14 protein-coding genes are annotated in these 16,428 nt (G+C 64.8%); all 14 read left to right on the top strand.

Translation table 11 applies throughout. The features are described from left to right. Positions 1-79: 79 nt before the first annotated feature. Positions 80-2,536 (top strand): outer membrane protein assembly factor BamA, encoded by a 2,457-nt coding sequence (gene bamA, locus VGE27_RS19165; RefSeq protein WP_331051285.1) that lies wholly within the window; start codon positions 80-82, stop codon positions 2,534-2,536. Positions 2,537-2,551: 15 nt separating this feature from the next. Beyond that, entirely contained in the window at positions 2,552-3,172 is a 621-nt protein-coding gene (locus tag VGE27_RS19160) for an OmpH family outer membrane protein (protein ID WP_331051284.1), read from the top strand. Between the two features lie 5 nt (positions 3,173-3,177). After that, entirely contained in the window at positions 3,178-4,251 is a 1,074-nt protein-coding gene (lpxD, locus tag VGE27_RS19155; RefSeq protein ID WP_331051283.1) for a UDP-3-O-(3-hydroxymyristoyl)glucosamine N-acyltransferase, read from the top strand. Continuing rightward, positions 4,248-5,576: a UDP-3-O-acyl-N-acetylglucosamine deacetylase gene (gene lpxC / locus VGE27_RS19150; protein WP_331051282.1), complete on the top strand. Its 1,329-nt coding sequence runs from the start codon at positions 4,248-4,250 to the stop codon at positions 5,574-5,576. Before lpxD ends, lpxC begins: the two co-directional genes overlap by 4 nt. Further along, complete coding sequence (gene lpxA / locus VGE27_RS19145) at positions 5,573-6,361, top strand: acyl-ACP--UDP-N-acetylglucosamine O-acyltransferase (protein WP_331051281.1); 789 nt, start codon at positions 5,573-5,575, stop codon at positions 6,359-6,361. The genes lpxC and lpxA overlap by 4 nt, the downstream gene beginning before the upstream one ends. 15 nt (positions 6,362-6,376) lie before the next feature. Next, entirely contained in the window at positions 6,377-7,462 is a 1,086-nt protein-coding gene (locus VGE27_RS19140; protein ID WP_414653595.1) for a Gfo/Idh/MocA family oxidoreductase, read from the top strand. Beyond that, positions 7,431-8,582, top strand: coding sequence for a lipid-A-disaccharide synthase (lpxB, locus tag VGE27_RS19135; RefSeq protein WP_331051279.1), 1,152 nt, complete (start codon positions 7,431-7,433; stop codon positions 8,580-8,582). The genes VGE27_RS19140 and lpxB overlap by 32 nt, the downstream gene beginning before the upstream one ends. Beyond that, the gene (locus VGE27_RS19130) at positions 8,572-9,273 is read left to right on the top strand and encodes a lysophospholipid acyltransferase family protein (protein WP_331051278.1); all 702 of its coding nucleotides are present in this window, start codon (positions 8,572-8,574) and stop codon (positions 9,271-9,273) included. The genes lpxB and VGE27_RS19130 overlap by 11 nt, the downstream gene beginning before the upstream one ends. Then, the gene (gene lpxK / locus VGE27_RS19125) at positions 9,270-10,331 is read left to right on the top strand and encodes a tetraacyldisaccharide 4'-kinase (protein WP_331051277.1); all 1,062 of its coding nucleotides are present in this window, start codon (positions 9,270-9,272) and stop codon (positions 10,329-10,331) included. Before VGE27_RS19130 ends, lpxK begins: the two co-directional genes overlap by 4 nt. A gap of 27 nt (positions 10,332-10,358) precedes the next feature. Continuing rightward, positions 10,359-11,669 carry a Glu/Leu/Phe/Val dehydrogenase gene (locus tag VGE27_RS19120; protein ID WP_331051276.1) on the top strand — a complete coding sequence of 437 codons (1,311 nt, stop codon included), beginning with the start codon at positions 10,359-10,361 and terminating at the stop codon, positions 11,667-11,669. A 31-nt stretch (positions 11,670-11,700) separates the two neighbouring features. Next, a complete protein-coding gene (locus tag VGE27_RS19115) occupies positions 11,701-12,165 on the top strand; it encodes a 23S rRNA (pseudouridine(1915)-N(3))-methyltransferase RlmH (RefSeq protein WP_331051275.1) in 465 nt (154 codons plus the stop codon). A gap of 25 nt (positions 12,166-12,190) precedes the next feature. Further along, the gene (bshC, locus tag VGE27_RS19110; RefSeq protein WP_331051274.1) at positions 12,191-13,822 is read left to right on the top strand and encodes a bacillithiol biosynthesis protein BshC; all 1,632 of its coding nucleotides are present in this window, start codon (positions 12,191-12,193) and stop codon (positions 13,820-13,822) included. Then, positions 13,819-15,408 carry a murein biosynthesis integral membrane protein MurJ gene (gene murJ, locus VGE27_RS19105; protein ID WP_331051273.1) on the top strand — a complete coding sequence of 530 codons (1,590 nt, stop codon included), beginning with the start codon at positions 13,819-13,821 and terminating at the stop codon, positions 15,406-15,408. Before bshC ends, murJ begins: the two co-directional genes overlap by 4 nt. Further along, on the top strand, positions 15,409-16,428 hold a 1,020-nt coding region (uvrC, locus tag VGE27_RS19100), incomplete at its 3' end, for an excinuclease ABC subunit UvrC (RefSeq protein ID WP_331051272.1).

The raw sequence follows: 16,428 nt of genomic DNA, 5'->3' as shown, positions 1-16,428 counted from the left end.
CGACGATGGCAGGGAAGGCGGACCCACTGGCCTGGGGTGGGGTCGGACCTTTCCCTCGGCTCGTATATATTTCGAGGCTATGCTCAAACGCATTTCCCCCAAGTTGGTTCTGGCTGTCGCCGCCGTGCTGGTGACCGGGCTCGCGCCGCGTGGCGCGAGCGCGCAGCAGGAATCAGCGAGCCGTTGTATGACCCCCGATTCGATCGCCGTGCGCGGCAACGTGCGCGTGGCCGAGTCGCGCATTCGTACGGAGGCCGGATTGCAGGCGGGGGCACCGCTGAATTTCCCGGCGATCCAACGAGTGCTGAAGGCGCTGTACGCGATCGGCGAGTTCGATGACGCGCAGGTGGCCTGCGATCTCGAGACGGTGCCGGGGCGCGTGCTGTCGGTGATCCAGGTGCGCGAGCGGGCGATTCTGGGTGACCTCAAGGTCACCGGGCCGAGCGCGGTGTCGGAGCGCACCGTCAAGGACAAGATCGACCTGTTGATCGGTCGGCCCATCGACCCACTGCAGGTGGCGCGGGCGCGGGCGCGCATCGACTCGGTGTACGAGGCAGCGGGGTACTACCTCGCGCAGATCGAGATCGATTCCACCACGATGGACGATGGGCGCATCGCGATCACGTACACGATCGATGAAGGACGTCGCCTCGCCATTTCCGGCATCGATGTGGAGAGCCAGGGAGCGGTGTCCGGCAAGCGTGTCGTCAGCTCCATGAAGACGAAGCCGGAAGGATTCTTCTTCTGGCGCAAGGGCGAGTTCGACGAGGACAAGTTCGTCGGCGATCTGGGTGAACGCATTCCCGATCTGTATTCGCGACTTGGCTATGTCGACATGCGCATCATCAAGGACACGCTCCTGGTGGATCGCGAGCGTGGCAAGGGTATGGTGCAGATCGGGATCGATGAGGGCCCGCGCTATCGTGTGGGATCGTTCGAGATCGCCGGCAATCGCCGCTTCCCGACCGATGAATTGCGCCGCTTCTATCCGTTCGATGGGCAGGACCCCACGCTGACCCAGCGCGTGAAAGGGCTCATCAAGCGCGAAGCGGCAGCACCCGAAGGCATCTTCGACCAGCACAAGTGGGACGATGCCATCGAGAAGGTGAACAACGAGTATCGCAACAACGGCTACCTGTACGCGCAGATCCGTCCGGTGATGGATCGCCAATTCATCGGTGCCGACTCGGTGCCCACGGTGAACCTCCGGTGGGAGATCGACGAGCGGAATCCGGCGATCGTGAATCGCATCGAGATTGTCGGCAACGACTTCACAGCCGACGATTGTATCCGTCGTCAGATTTTTCTGGTGCCCGGTGGCCCATTCAATCAGGCCGCGCTGATCCGGAGCTATCAGAGCATCAGCAACATGAATTTCTTCGAGTCCCCGATGCCGTTTCCGGACTATCGTCCGATCAACGAGCAGGGTGACGTCGACATCGTGTTCCGCGTGAAGGAGAAGCGTACCGGCAGTGTGAACTTCGGTGCGTCTATGGGTCAGGGCGGCGTGGGCTTCGGTGGCTTCATTGGCCTCGAGCAGCCCAATCTGTTTGGCCTTTGCAAGTCGGGCCGCCTCAACTGGCAGTATGGTCGGTTCTTCAACGACTTCACGGCCACCTACACCGATCCGGCGCTGCGTGGTTCGCGCCTCTCCGGCGCTGTGAGCGCGTACCGCACCCAGTCCCGCTTTATCGTCGGTAACCTGGGCCAGAATATCCGCACGGGTGCCCAGTTCCGCCTTGGCATGCCGGTGCCGTGGTCGCTCTTCTCCACGTTCGCCATGTCGTACAACGGCGAATCGGCGACGTTCACGTCCGGTCAGATTCAGAACGGCTGTACGCGAAACTGCTTCCGTTCCAACATGGGGCTCGAGTACACCTCGGACACCCGCATCGACCTGCCGTTTGCCACGCAGGGTTCGATGAAGACGGTCACAATGGACTTCAGCGGCGGTCCCTTGGGCGGCACGGTGAATTTCCAGCGCGTGACGACGGAAATGCGTGCCTACACCCTGCTGGGCCAGTTCGGCGGCAACAACCCGGGCTCGCAGCCGCTCAAGTTGACGATGGGGCTCACAGCACGCGCCGGGTCACTGTTCGGCAACTCGGGACCGTTCTTCTTCCAGCAGCAGTTCGCCGTCGGTGGTGTGATGTTCGGTCAGATGGTCCGAGGATACCCGGAGTTCTCCATTACTCCGGGCGGGTTCAACCCCGGCACCGACCAGTACAGCTCGGATGTGGCCTCGTTTGGTAATGCGTTCATGACGCTGACCGGCGAGATTGGCCTCCGGGTGAACCAGATGTTTTACCTCAACGTGTTTTCCGACGCCGGAAACAATTGGGGCTCGGCGCGCCAGATCAACCCGACGCGCCTCTTCCGTTCTGCCGGATTCGGGGTATCTACCGTAACGCCGCTGGGACCACTGGGCCTGGATATGGCCTACGGTTTCGATCGCACTGCGATCGACGTGGCGACGGGCCGCGTCGTGAAGGCTCCGAAGTGGCAGTTCCATTTCCGGCTTGGCCAGCTCTTCTAACACAGGATCTCCCTCATGCGACTTCGTTCCATTCTTGCCACCTGCGCCGTTATGGCCGTTGTGCCGGCCGCCGTTTCGGCCCAGGCCGCGCAGAAGATCGCCTACGTGAATTCGTCGATGCTGATGCAGAGCGCTCCCGGCCGCGCGGAGGCCGAGGCGGCATTCGCGAAGGAGATTGCTCCCGTCGAGGCGCAGATGAAGAAGCTCCAGGACTCGGTCACTGCGATGAACGAGGCCTACGCCAAGGAAGAGGCAACGCTGACGGGTGCGGCCAAGGAAGCACGCCTCAAGGCGCTGCGCGAAAAGGAAGGCATGTTCGAACTGCAGGCCGCGAAGCTGCGCGAACAGGCGCAGGATCGTCAGGAAGCGCTGATGGCACCGATCATGGAGTCGCTGCGCAAGGCGCTCGATGACGTGCGCACAGAAGGTGGCTACTCGTTCATCTTCGACGTGGCCGTGCAGATGTCGTACATCGTGTCGGCGGACAAGAACCTCGACGTGACCGATCGTGTGCTTGCCAAGCTGCGGCTGTCGGCTCCGAAGGCGGCGGCTCCCGCTGCGGCCAAGCCGCCCGCCGCAGTCGGACCGGCGTCGACTCCAGCCGGTGTCACGACCAAGAAGCCGCCCACCGAGTGAGTCCTGTGGCATCAGATTCCGCCGGGCAGCCTGCGGCGAACGGCGGTGACGGGCACAAGCCTGTCACCGCCGCTGACATAGCGGCACAGATTGGCGGCCGCCTGATCGGCGACGGCCAGACTATCTTGCACAGCGTCGCGCCGCTTGACCGTGCTGGCGCGTCCGACCTGAGCTTTCTGGCGCACGCCCGGTACGGCGGATGGTTCGCCACCTCCAAGGCCGGCGCTGTGATCATGGGTCCGGCCTTTGAGGCGCTCGCTGGTACACCCGAAACACGCATCATCGTGGACAAACCGATGGATGCGATGGTGTCGGTGCTGGCGCGATTCCATCGGTCCGAGCCGCGTGTGGTGGGTGTTCACGCCAGCGCCGTCGTTTCACCGAGTGCGACCCTTGGCGTGGGGGTGACCATCGACGCCGGCGCCGTCATTGGTGATCAGGTTGTGATCGGAGATGGCTGTTGGATCGGCGCCAACGCGGTCGTGAGCACGGGCAGTGTGCTCGGCCGCGACGTGCGCTTGCATGCCCTTTCCACGGTGTACCCATACACCGAGCTTGGTGACCGCGTCGTGCTGCACAGCGGTGCACGGGTCGGGCGTGAGGGGTTCGGCTTCGTGCCGCAAGCCAATGGCCCCGTACGCATTCCCCACAGCGGACGCTGCGTACTCGAACAGGACGTGGAGATCGGTGCCAACAGTTGTGTTGATCGTGGGAGCGTGGATGACACGATCATCGGTGCCGGTACCAAGATCGACAATCTCGTGCAGGTGGCGCACAACGTGCGAGTCGGACGCATGTGCTTCTTTGCGGCCCAGGTGGGCGTGGCCGGGTCCACGCGCATCGAAGATGGCGTACAGCTGGGTGGCCAGGTGGGACTCAGCGGGCACCTGACTATTGGCGCCCGCGCGACGGTGGCGGCGCAGGCTGGGGTGTTTGGCGATATTCCTGCGGGTGAGCTGTGGTCCGGGTATCCGGCGCGTCCGCACAAGGAGCAGCTGCGATCGCAGGCCGCCCTCAATCGCTTGGCCAAAATCATTCGCCCGATCGAGCAGTTGCTGAAGGGAGAGTCTTCCACATGATCGCACGCGCCTCCGACCCATCCGGTTCGGCACGCGAGTGCACGGCCTCCATGGGAGGCGAGCGGCGCACCATTGCCGGTGTCGCGTCGGTGCAGGGCATCGGGCTCCATCTGGGGCAGCCGTGCACGCTACACTTCAGGCCGGCCGCGGTAGGCAGTGGCATTGCATTTCGTCGCACGGACCTGCCCGGCGCACCGATCATTCCCGCACGTGTGGACGTGGCCGTCGAGGCCGAGCGCCGCACCCAGCTTGGCACGGGTGAGTCGGCGCTGCACACGGTTGAGCATGTGTTGGCGGCCGTTGGTGGTTTGGCCATCGATGACCTGCTCATCGATATGGACGGCCCCGAGCCGCCGATCATGGACGGCAGTGCGAAGGCGTTTCTTGACGCGCTGACCGAGGCGGGTGTGGTAACGCATGGCGGTCGCGTCGAGTGGCTGGTGCTTCGCAAGTCGATTCGCGTGGTGGATGGCGATTCGGTGTACGAAGCGCATCCGTCGCTCGATTTTTCACTCGACGTCGATATTGCGTTTCCGCATCCACTCATCGGGGAGCAGGCGGGGCACTACCGTGTCACCACGGAGCACTTTCGCCGTGAGCTGGCCGAGGCACGCACCTTCGGGTTCGTGCACGAGGTGGACGCGCTTCGCGCGAAGGGGTTGATTCAGGGGGCATCGACAGCGAACGCGGTCGTGCTCGACGCCACCGGGGTCGTCGATACGACGCTGCGGTGGCCTGACGAATTCGTTCGGCACAAGGCGCTCGACTGCGTCGGCGATCTCGTGCTGGCCGGTGCTCGCGTTCGCGCGCGCATCATTGCTCACAAGCCGAGTCATCGGGGCACGGTCGCCCTGGTTCGAGCACTCGTGCAACACGCAGTCCGGGAGCCCGCCGTGTACACCGTCGAAGATATCCTGCAGGTCCTGCCGCATCGTTATCCGTTCCTGCTGGTCGATCGCATCCTCGAGCTCGAGGAAGGCAAGCGCATCGTCGGCCTGAAGAACGTGACGATCAACGAGCCGTTCTTTCAGGGCCACTTCCCCGGCCATCCAATCATGCCGGGGGTGCTGATCATCGAGGCCATGGCGCAGGTCGGCGGCATGTTGCTCATGCGCACCGTGACGGACCCGAGCACGAAGGTCGTGTACTTCATGTCACTCGACAACGTGAAGTTCCGTCGTCCGGTGAAGCCGGGTGATCAGCTGCGCTTCGAGATGGAAGTGCTGCAGATGCGTGGGACCATGTGCAAGATGCGTGGCGTGGCGTACGTGGACGGACAGGTGGTCACGGAAGCCGAGATGGCAGCGATGGTTCGCGATCGATGAACACCCCGATCACTCCTGGCATTCACCCCACGGCGCTGATCGACCCAAGCGCCGAGATCGGTCGCGATGTGGAGATCGGGCCGTGGGTGGTGATCGGTCCGCATGTCACCGTGGGCGACGGCGCGCAGGTGTCGGCCCGGGCCACGCTCGAGCGCAATGTCCGTGTCGGCGCGCGTGTGCGGGTGGGTATCGGTGCGGTGCTTGGCGGCGATCCGCAGGACCTCAAGTATCGCGGCGAAGAGACGTGGGTGGACATCGGCGACGATACTGTCATTCGTGAGTACGCGACGATCAATCGTGGCACCTCGCACTCCGTGACGACGAAGGTGGGCAAGCACTGCTTCATCATGAGCTACGTGCACCTGGCGCATGATTGCCTGCTCGAAGATCACGTGATGATTTCGAACGGTACGCAGCTCGCTGGGCACGTCATCGTCGAAGACCACGCGATCATCTCTGGCCTGTGTGCGATCCATCAGTTCGTGCGCATCGGACGCCACTCGTTCATCGGCGGCGCGTCGCGCGTGCCACAGGATGTTCCGCCGTTCGTGCGCGCGGTGGGCAATCCGCTCAAGCTGTTTGGCCTCAATTCGGTGGGGCTGCAGCGGAGCGGGTTCGATGAAACGGTACTGCGCGAACTCAAGCGGGCCTATCGTTTCTGCTTCCGTTCGGATCTCAACCTGTCGCAGGGCGTCGAGCAGGCGCGCGCTGAGGTGGAGCTGGTTCCGGAAGTACAGCAGTTCCTGGAATTCATTGAAGCAAGCCGACGCGGCGTCGGCTTCTGAACCAGTGCTCCGGTCGTGCGCCGGGGCACCGTGAGGCGGAGCAGGATCATGCAGGCAGGGCAGCAGCGGGCGCAGTTCGCGGGCACGGATGCGCCGCGCGTGGGTGTGGTAGGCGCGGGCGGATTGGGGATGCACCATGTGCGCATCCTCCGGGACCTGTGCGGCGCACGCTTCATTGGATTCGTCGATGAGAATCCTGGTCGCGCATCGGAGGTGGCTACCCAGTACGGCGTGACCGCGTATGCCTCACTCGATCGCCTGCTGGCCGACGTCGACGCGCTCTCCATCGTGGTACCCACACGCTCGCACTACGCGGTGGCCGCGAAGGCGCTGGCGATGGGCAAACATGTGTTTGTCGAGAAGCCGTTCACGGTGACCCTCGAGGAGGCCGATGAACTGCTGGCTATGGCGACGAGTGCTGGTGTTGTGCTGCAGGTCGGCCATGTGGAGCGCTTCAATCGTGCCGTGCGTGCCGCCATGCCATACGTCGATGGCCCGCGCTTCATCGAGAGTGACCGACTTGCGCCGTTCAGCCCACGTGGCGCCGACGTGGCGGTGGTACTGGACCTGATGATTCATGATCTTGATCTGGTGCACACCCTGGTGGGCACGCGTGTCGCGGATGTGCAGGCCATGGGTATTCCCGTACTCACCCCGCAGGTGGATATCGCCAACGCGCGATTGACGTTTGCCAACGGTGCGGTGGCGAACATCACGGCGAGCCGGGTGTCGCGTGAGCGCTTGCGTAAGCTGCGCATCTTCCAGCGTAGTGGATATTTGTCGCTCGACCTCGCAGCAGGCACCGGCGAGTTCTTCCGACTGCGCGGTGACTTCGATCCGATGCTGCTCGCGCGGGCGCCGCGCGCGCTCGAGGACTTTGTTGAGCGCGTACAACTCGAAGCGCCGGACGGCGAGCCGCTGGTGATGGAACTGTCGCAGTTCCTCGGCGCGGTGATGGGTCGCAATCCGATTGCCGTGACCGGACAGGAAGGTCGTGAGGCGCTGGAAGCGGCTCTGCGGATCGTTGCGGCGATCGATGTGGCACAGGCCACGATGGCGCAGGTGGCGCATGGACAGCCCTCGGGAGCTCCACGTGCGTGAGGTGTTGTTCGTCGTCGGAGAAGCGTCCGGCGATCTGCATGCGGGCAAGGTGGCCGAAGTGCTGCGCGAGCGCGCTCCGCAATTGCCGATGGCTGGCGTAGGTGGTGGTCACATGCGCGCGGCCGGCGTGGAAGTGCTCGAGGATGTCGAACGACTGGCGGTGATGGGCTTCGTGGAAGTGTTGCAGCACGTGCCCAAGCACTGGGCGTTGCTGCGTCGCCTGCGTGCACGCATCGAGTCGGGGAAGGTCGGGCTGGTGGTGTTGCTCGACTATCCGGGATTCAACCTCAAGGTCGCGGAAGTCGCGCACCGTGCCGGCGTGCCGGTGCTCTACTACATCACGCCGCAGGTGTGGGCATGGGGTGCTGATCGGTTGCCCACGCTGGCCCGTCTCGTGACCAAGGCGGCTTCGATCCTTCCGTTCGAGGAAGCCCTGTTACGTAAGCACGGCATCGATGCCACGTTCGTTGGTCACCCGCTGCTCGATCGTGCCCAGTCACTGCCTTCACAGGCGGAGGCCCGGCAGCAGCTTGGGCTGCCCGCTGACGCCCCGGTGCTTGCCATGTTCCCGGGCAGTCGCCGCGCGGAGATCGCTCGGCATCTCGAACCGTTTACGGAAGCGGCGCTCGAAGTGCAGCGTCGACGGCCCGATGTGCACGTCGTCGTGAGTGTCGCGCCAACCGTGCGTATCGCGCCATCGGACTGCCCGTTTCCGTTGGTGCAGGGGGCATCGTTCGTTGTGCAGCGCGCGGCAACGGCGGGGCTACTCAAAAGCGGCACCAACACGCTCGAAGCGGCAGTGGCCGGGTTGCCGCATGTCATCGGCTATCGCACCAGCGCGATCACGTATGCGATTGCCCGTCGCGTCGTGAAGATCCCGCACATCGGTTTGGTGAATGTGGTGGCCGGTGAAGCGGTGTCGCCCGAGTTCGTACAGGATTCATTTGTGCCATCCACGGTGGCGGACGCCCTGATGCCGTTGTTCGAGCCGAACGGCGAGGCGCGCCTGCGTGCCGAAGCGGGGCTGGCGCGCGTGCGTGCACAGTTGGGCACACCTGGTGCCTCAGCGCGCGTCGCAGAGATGATTCTGGCCATGCAAGAGAGCACCGGTGCCCGCTGAGGGCGGACCGCACACTGCCGCCGCAGATGCCAGTGCGCGTCCAACACTGAGCTGGCGGGTGCGCATCGCCATCGCGTTGGGTGGTACGCTGCTCAAGGTGCTGGGATGGACATGGCGATTGCAGATCATCGGGCGCGATGCGCTCGCTGCACGTCCCAAGGGTACGAATCCCGTGGTGTTCACCCTGTGGCATGGTCAGATGCTGGCCTGCCTCTACGGGCACAAGATCAAGACGGGCGTACTGATCAGCGAACACCGCGATGGGGAGATTATCAGCCAGATCGTGGCCATGTTCGGCGCTTTCGGTATTCGCGGATCAAGCTCGCGCGGTGGCACCCGGGCGCTGCTCGAGGCGGTGCGTGTGGCGCGTCAGGGAACAGACATTGCCTTCACTCCGGACGGCCCTCGCGGCCCCCGATACAGCTACGCGCCGGGGCCGCTGATTCTTGCCCATCGGGCTGGTATCCCGATCGTGACTATCACGGCACACGCCGATCGCATGTGGCAGCTGCGGTCGTGGGATCACTTCGAGATTCCCAAGCCGTTTGCGAAGGTCACGGTGCTGTACGGCGCGCCACAGCTCCTCGCCGACGCTGATGTGCGTGAAGCGGCCGAGCGTGTCGAGGAGTTCAGCGCGGATATGCAGGAGAAGGTGCGTGCGGTAGCGGCGCTCAGCGCAGCGCGGTCATGAGCACGGACACCCGGTTGCGCGCGCTGGCGGACTGGGTGTGGCATGCCGAGGGCATGGGCGCAGCGATGGCGCGCGGGGCACTGGCGCCATTGGAATCGGTGTTCGCATTTGGCGTACGGCGCCGCAATGCGCGCTTCGATCACGCGATCGGTGCGAATGCACTGCCGGTGATGCCGCTTCCGGCCATGTCGATCGGCAACCTCACCGTGGGAGGCACGGGCAAGACGCCGGTGGCCGCGTGGTTCGTGGCGCGCCTGCTGGCACATGGTGCGCATCCGGCACTGGTGCTCCGTGGCTACGGTGACGACGAATGGCGCGTGCACGAGCGTCTGACGCCGGGAGCCCCGGTCGTGGTGAATCCCGATCGGGTGGCTGGGGCAGCGCAGGCGCTCAGTCGGGGAGCTGATTGCGTGGTACTCGATGATGGATTTCAGCACCGACGGGCGCGACGGGTGAGTGACGTGGTGTTGGTGAGCGCCGATCAATGGCAACCCGCGGTGCGCCTGTTGCCGGCGGGGCCCTATCGCGAGCCGTTCGCGGCGCTGAAGCGGGCCACGGCCGTCATCATCACGGTGAAGGTGGCCGACGAAGCGAGCGTCGCGCAGGTGTTGAAGGCCATTTCCGCATACGTCGATCCAGCTCGCGTGGCCATCGTGGAGCTGACCTCGGCGGGCATCCACGATGCCATTGAGGACGCCCCGACGCCGTCACTGCAGGGGCTTCGCATCACCGCGGTGTCAGCCATCGGCAACCCGGCCGCCTTCGAACGCCAGCTGCAAGGGGCCGGTGCGATCGTTGGGGCTCACCTGCGCTATCCGGACCATCATCAGTTCACCACTGGTGAGATTTCGGAAATCGTCCGCGTTGCGGAACAGGGGGATGGCGTCGTCTGTACGCTGAAAGACGCCGTCAAGCTGGGCCCGCTTTGGCCTCGCGTCGGGCCAGCCCTTTGGTATCTTTCACAAACAGTCGTGATCAATCGAGGCGCCGAGGTCCTGGAAAACGAATGTGACCGGGTACTGGCGGCGCGGCGGATCAGGACTCCCACCGCCGGCTGAGACCGGCCTTATCACATCTGAAGCCTCATGGCCATCGACCTCCTCCGACTGCCGACGGACAGCATCGTCCGTCCGGACAAGGATCGGTTCCTCAACGAAGAGAACCCGTTCGAAGCGATGATGTCACGCTTCGACCGCGCTGCCGAACTGCTCGATCTCGAGCCCGGCATCTACAAGATTCTCCGCAATCCCGAGAAGCAACTCACCGTCTCTGTGCCGGTGATGATGGACAACGGCGACGTCGAAGTGTTCACGGGATATCGCGTGCTGTACAACACGTCGCGCGGCCCCGCCAAGGGCGGCATCCGCTTCGACATGAATGTGACACTGGAAGAAGTGAAGGCTCTCGCGGCCTGGATGACGTGGAAGTGTGCCGTGGTGAACCTGCCGTTTGGCGGCGCCAAGGGCGGCGTGATCTGCGATCCGCTGCAGATGTCGGTCGGTGAGCTCGAGCGCGTCACGCGCCGCTACACCAAGGGCATCATGTCGCTGCTGGGCCCCGACACCGACGTGCCGGCACCCGACGTCAACACCAACGAACGCGTGATGGCGTGGGTGATGGACACCTACTCCATGCATGTCGGTCGCACGGAAAACGCCGTCGTCACTGGCAAGCCGGTGGAGATGGGTGGTTCCCTCGGCCGCCGTGAAGCCACGGGCCGTGGCTGCATGCTCGTAACCAAGGAAGCGCTCGAGCACCTTGGTATGCCGATGAAGGGCGCGACCGTGGCGGTGCAGGGCTTTGGCAACGTCGGCTCGGTAGCGGCGAAGCTGCTCTCGGAGCAGGGGTGCCGCATTGTGGGTATCAGCGACCGCTTCGGCGCGTTCCACAACAAGAACGGCATCGACGTGGACGCGGCGATCGCACATGTGCGTCAGCATCGCTCACTCGAAGGCTTCACCGGTGGTGATCCGATCGACGCCGACGAGATCCTGACGCTCGAAGTCGACGTGCTGGTGCCGGCGGCGCTGGAAAACGTCATCACGACCAAGAACGCTCCCAAGATCCGCGCCAAGGTGATCTGCGAAGGCGCGAACGGCCCCACGACGGCAGCTGCCGATCCGATCCTCGACGAAAAGGGCATCTTCGTTATTCCCGACATCCTTGCGAATGCGGGCGGCGTGACGGTGTCGTACTTCGAGTGGGTCCAAGACCGCATGGGCTACTTCTGGAGCGAAGCGGTCGTGAACGAGCGCCTCGGCGACATCATGACCCGCAGCTTCCAGGATGTGCTCCAGCTCTCGAAGCAGCATCGCGTGAACATGCGCACCGCGGCGTACATGCTGTCGATCAGCCGCGTGGCGACCGTGCACCGTCTGCGCGGCATCTACGCCTGATGAACAACGGCGCGCCAACGCGCTGTCCCTGATGCGTGTCGCATTGCTCGTCATCGGCCGGCCTCGCCACGCGGGGCTGGCCGATGCCATTCGGGACTATGAGAGTCGCGCGACGCATTACTGGCCGCTCGATGTCATCGAGGTAAAGGAAGAACCGGGGCGCAATCTGTCGGCGGACCAGGTACGGGAGCGTGAGGCCGAGCGACTGGTGGCACGCCTTCCCGCGGATGCACTGGTCGTGGCATGCGACCCGGGTGGTGTCACGATGGAGTCCGAGCCATTTGCCCGGTGGCTTCAGGAACAGCGGGAGTCGGCGCGCAACGTGGCCTTCGTGATCGGTGGGGCCCATGGGCTCGGGCCGGCCGTCCGGCAGCGTGCCAATCGTCGCCTCTCACTGGCGCCGTGGACGCTCCCACACGAGGTTGCACGGATGGTGCTCGCCGAGCAGTTGTATCGGGCCGGGACCATCGTGCGCGGCGAACCGTATCACAAGTGAAACTCAGCGAACACGCGTGAGCGACGTGGACAAGTCTGCAAGTGTGCTGGTCGGCACGACCGAGGATGTCATCATCCGCACAGCCCCATTGGGCGGAAGTGCGTTGTCGCGCGCGATACAGCAGGGAGCGGTTGGGGCGAGCTGGTATGCGCCCCGGCCGAAGGATGTCGCGGGATGGCGCGCTCATGCCGATGGCGTGCGGGCGTCGTTCAAGGGGCGCGACTGGTTGGCGGCGCTGCGGCCTGCGTTTGCCGCTGATGGACTGACCGTGGGCGGAGCGGCCGGCGACCGTCTCGGCCGCGCTGCGCGTGATGGCGTGCTGGTGACCACGGGTCAGCAGCCCGGCCTGTTCGGCGGCCCGACGTACACGTGGAGCAAGGCGATGAGTGCGCTCGCCATGGCCGATGTGCTCGAAGCGGAGCTTGGTATTCCGGTGGCGCCGGTATTCTGGGCGGCCACCGATGATGCCGACTGGATCGAGGCAGCGGTCACGTACCTCGCTACATCGACTGGCTTGGAACGTGTGGCCTTGACCGGACCGGCCACTGACGGCGTGGCCATGGCCGATGTGTTGATGGGTGATCTCGATGGTGCGCTCGCGCAGTTCGCGCGTGCGTGTGGATCGGGGGCGCATGCGTCGGTCCTCGACGTGATTCATTCGGCCTATACGCAGCACGCGACCATCGGTGCGGCGTATGTCGTCCTCATGCGCGCATTGCTCGAACCGCTGGGTATGGCGGTACTCGATGCGGCGCACCCTGCGACGCGCACGGCGGCCGATCCGTTTCTGCGAACCGCTTTGCAGCACGCTCCTGCGGTGCTGCACGCATTGCAGAGTCGATCGCTGGCCATCACGGCGGCAGGGCATGACCCGCAGGTGGATATCGTCGACGGGTTGTCGTTGGTGTTCCGCACCGATAGCGACAAGGCCCGTACGCGGGTGCCGGTATCGGAAGCGGCGGATGCCGCCCGTTCGGCACCGGTGGGCTCACTCGGCGCGAACGTGTTGTTGCGGCCGGTGCTCGAACGCGCCCTGCTGCCGACCGTGTGTTATCTCGCCGGTCCCGGTGAGTTCGCCTACTTCGCGCAGGTGTCGCCGGTGGCCGAAGCGCTTGGCGCTGCGGCGCCGGTGGTGGCGCCGCGCTGGGCGGCCGAAGTCCTCGAAGCGGAATCGATCGAGCGGCAGGTGCACCTCGGGTTGTCCGACGACCATCTTCGCGATCCGCATGCTGCCGAACAGGTGGTTGCACGCGCGCAGCTCGACGACACCGTGGCCGATGCCGTGGAGCGTTTGCGGGTGACGATGGAGTCGCAACTCGCGTCGCTGGGCGAATCGCTACGGGTGCCGGAAGGCGATGTGGAGGACGATGCGGTGGTCGCCGCCTCCGTGGTGCAGGGGCTCGAGCGCGATATCACCCATCTGCTGGACCGCTTTGAGCGTCGGTTGCTGGCCGGGGTCAAGCGCCGTGAGCACACCGCCATGCGTGAAGTGGCATCGGTGCGTGCCGCACTGCGACCGCTGGGTCAACCGCCGGAGCGCGTGCTGAATCTCGTGCCGTTGCTGGTGCGCTATGGCCCATCGCTGCTCGATCGCCTGCGTGATGCGGCGATGGGGCATGCGCATGCACTCGTGACCGGGGCATCGGGGCACTCATGAGCGACCGCACGGGCGGACGCTCCGCGTTCGTCGTCGGTGCCGGTATCCTCATCAGCCGGCTCGTTGGCCTGCTGCGCAACACGGCGTTTGCGTACTACTTCGGCGCCGGTGCGGCGTCTGACGCGTACAACGCGGCGTTCAAGATTCCCAACGCCGTGCGCAATCTGTTGGGTGAGGGTACGCTGTCGGCGTCCTTTGTGCCGGTGTACAGCCGGATGCTCGAGCGGGGAGATCATGCCGGCGCGCGGGCGCTGGCGAATGCCTTGCTCGGTGTGCTGCTCGCTGCGGTGTCGCTCCTCACGCTGCTTGGCATTCTGACGGCACCATGGCTGACGGCGGTCCTGGCACCAGGCTTCGATGAAGCGACCAGCGAACTGACCACGCGTCTGACGCGCATCCTGTTCCCCATGACAGGCGTGATGGTGCTGAGTGGCTGGTGTCTAGGCATTCAGAACTCGCACCGCCGCTTCTTCTGGTCGTATGCGAGTGCGGCGCTGTGGTCGGTCGCGCAGATCGCGTTGTTGCTGGTTGGAGGCCCGCGCGCAGACAGCGCCGCGACACTCGCCGCCTGGCTGGCATGGGCGACGCTGGCTGGGGCGTTGTTACAGGTTGGCGCGCAATTGCCGGAAGTGCTGCGCCTGGCCGGTCCGATCCGTCCGCGCATCACGCGAGGGGTTGAAGGGCTTTCGCAGACTTTGCGCAACGTCGTCCCGGTGGTCACGGCCCTGGGGGTGGTGCAGATCTCTTCGTTCATCGATCTGCAGATCGCGTCGTTTCTGCCTGAGGGTGCCACGACCAACATGTCCTACGCGAACACCCTGGCGCTGTTGCCGGTCTCGCTGTTCGGCGTGTCGGTCGCGGCGGCATCGTTGCCGGAATTCTCCCGTGACTCCGGTGCGTTGGCGCTGGATGCCCTGCGGGAACGACTGCGTGGCGGGTGGCAGCGCATCCTGTTCTACATCGTGCCCAGCGCGGTGGTGTTCATCGTACTCGGGGACTACTGCGTGGGCATTCTGTATCGCGCTGGACGCTTCGGGGCGGACGAGCAGCGCGTGGTGCACTGGGTGCTGGCCGCATCGGCCGTGGGCATGGTGAGCTTCTCGTCGGTGAAACTGTTGGCATCCGCGTATTACGCACTGCAGGACTACCGCACGCCGCTGCGCGCGTCGATCGCCAGTATCCTCGTGTCCGCTGTGGCATCTGTTGCCATAGCCGTTCCGTTGCGCCACTCCCCCACGGCCACCGCCGGTATCGCACTCGGTTCGGCACTGGGTTCGTACGTGAATCTTTCGGTGCTCGTGCACGGCTTGCACCGCCGTCTCGGCACGTTGTACACGCCGGCCATGTGGCAGGGCACGCGGCGCATTCTGGTCGCGTCGATCATCGCGGCGGTGGCCGGTACGCTGGCCCGGCTGGTCCATATGCGTTGGGTTCCGGAATGGCATCCCCGCATCGTGGGCATTCCGGTGCTGGCGGTGTTCGGTGCGACGTATCTCGTGGCTGCGTGGTGGATGGGATCGGCCGAGGCGTCACGCTGGTTACGGGTTCGTCCGCGTACTGGTGTTCGCACTGATGTGGCGGATTGAATGACCTCGGTGCCACCTGACGACCTGACCCCGGAACGGCCGGCGTTGCCTGTCGCGGACGACGAGTGGACGCAGCGCGCATTGGGGCAGGGTATGCCGCTGCCTGTTGCGCAGAAGCTGCCGCACTTGCCGGAGTCACCCGGCGTCTATCTGTGGAAGGACGTGGATGGACAGGTGTTGTACGTGGGCAAGGCAAAGCGTTTGCGTTCCCGCGTGCGCAGCTACTGGGCGCAGGAGCACGAGAGCAGCCCCAAGACGCGGGCCATGGTGCGCAAGGTGCGCGACCTCGAGACCATCGTGGTGCCCAGCGAGGCGCACGCGCTGATTCTCGAAGCCACGCTGATCAAGGAGTATCATCCGCGGTTCAACATCGCGCTGCGCGATGACAAGTCGTATCCGTATATCAGGGTGACGGTCAACGAGCCGTTCCCCCGCGTGCTGGTCACCAGGCGCTTGCTCGAGGACGGTGCGCGCTACTTTGGTCCCTACACCGACGTGGGATCGATGCGGCGCGCGTTGAACGTGGTGAAGCGCATCTTCACCGTGCGCTCCTGTCACTACGCGCTGCCCGGCGAGGCACCCGAGCGTCCGTGCCTCGACTACTTCATCAAGCGGTGCAAGGCGCCCTGTGTGGGCCATCAGTCGCGTGAGGAGTATCGCGCGATGATCGATGAAGTCGTGTGGTTTCTCGACGGCCGCACCAGCGATGTGATGCGCCATGTGCGACAGCGCATGATGGAGGCGTCCGATCGTCTCGATTTCGAGCGGGCCGCGGAGCTGCGCGATGCGCTGATGCACCTCGAGAAGATGGAGGAGCCCACGGTGGTGCTCGAGGTGGAAGGCGGCGACCGCGATGTCGTGGGCTATGCCCGCGATGGTGAAGACGCTTGTGTGGCCATCATGCGCATTCGTGGCGGCAAACTACTGGCCCGGGACCACCGTCTGCTGGAGCACGCCGAGGACGAAGATGACGGGGCGGTGCTGGGCGCTTGCCTGGCGCAATGGTATCGCACCTCGGAG

It is taken from the genome of Gemmatimonas sp. (genome assembly GCF_036405635.1).
Classification (GTDB): domain Bacteria; phylum Gemmatimonadota; class Gemmatimonadetes; order Gemmatimonadales; family Gemmatimonadaceae; genus Gemmatimonas.
The sequence above is the reverse complement of the archived record's forward strand: the minus strand, read 5'-3'. Positions and strand labels throughout refer to the sequence as shown.

Coding starts and splice junctions, on each gene's coding strand:
- bamA (WP_331051285.1), top strand. CDS start 80: ATGCTCAAACGCATTTCCCCCAAGTTGGTTCTGGCTGTCGCCGCCGTG.
- VGE27_RS19160 (WP_331051284.1), top strand. CDS start 2,552: ATGCGACTTCGTTCCATTCTTGCCACCTGCGCCGTTATGGCCGTTGTG.
- lpxC (WP_331051282.1), top strand. CDS start 4,248: ATGATCGCACGCGCCTCCGACCCATCCGGTTCGGCACGCGAGTGCACG.
- lpxA (WP_331051281.1), top strand. CDS start 5,573: ATGAACACCCCGATCACTCCTGGCATTCACCCCACGGCGCTGATCGAC.
- lpxB (WP_331051279.1), top strand. CDS start 7,431: ATGGACAGCCCTCGGGAGCTCCACGTGCGTGAGGTGTTGTTCGTCGTC.
- lpxK (WP_331051277.1), top strand. CDS start 9,270: ATGAGCACGGACACCCGGTTGCGCGCGCTGGCGGACTGGGTGTGGCAT.
- VGE27_RS19120 (WP_331051276.1), top strand. CDS start 10,359: ATGGCCATCGACCTCCTCCGACTGCCGACGGACAGCATCGTCCGTCCG.
- VGE27_RS19115 (WP_331051275.1), top strand. CDS start 11,701: ATGCGTGTCGCATTGCTCGTCATCGGCCGGCCTCGCCACGCGGGGCTG.
- murJ (WP_331051273.1), top strand. CDS start 13,819: ATGAGCGACCGCACGGGCGGACGCTCCGCGTTCGTCGTCGGTGCCGGT.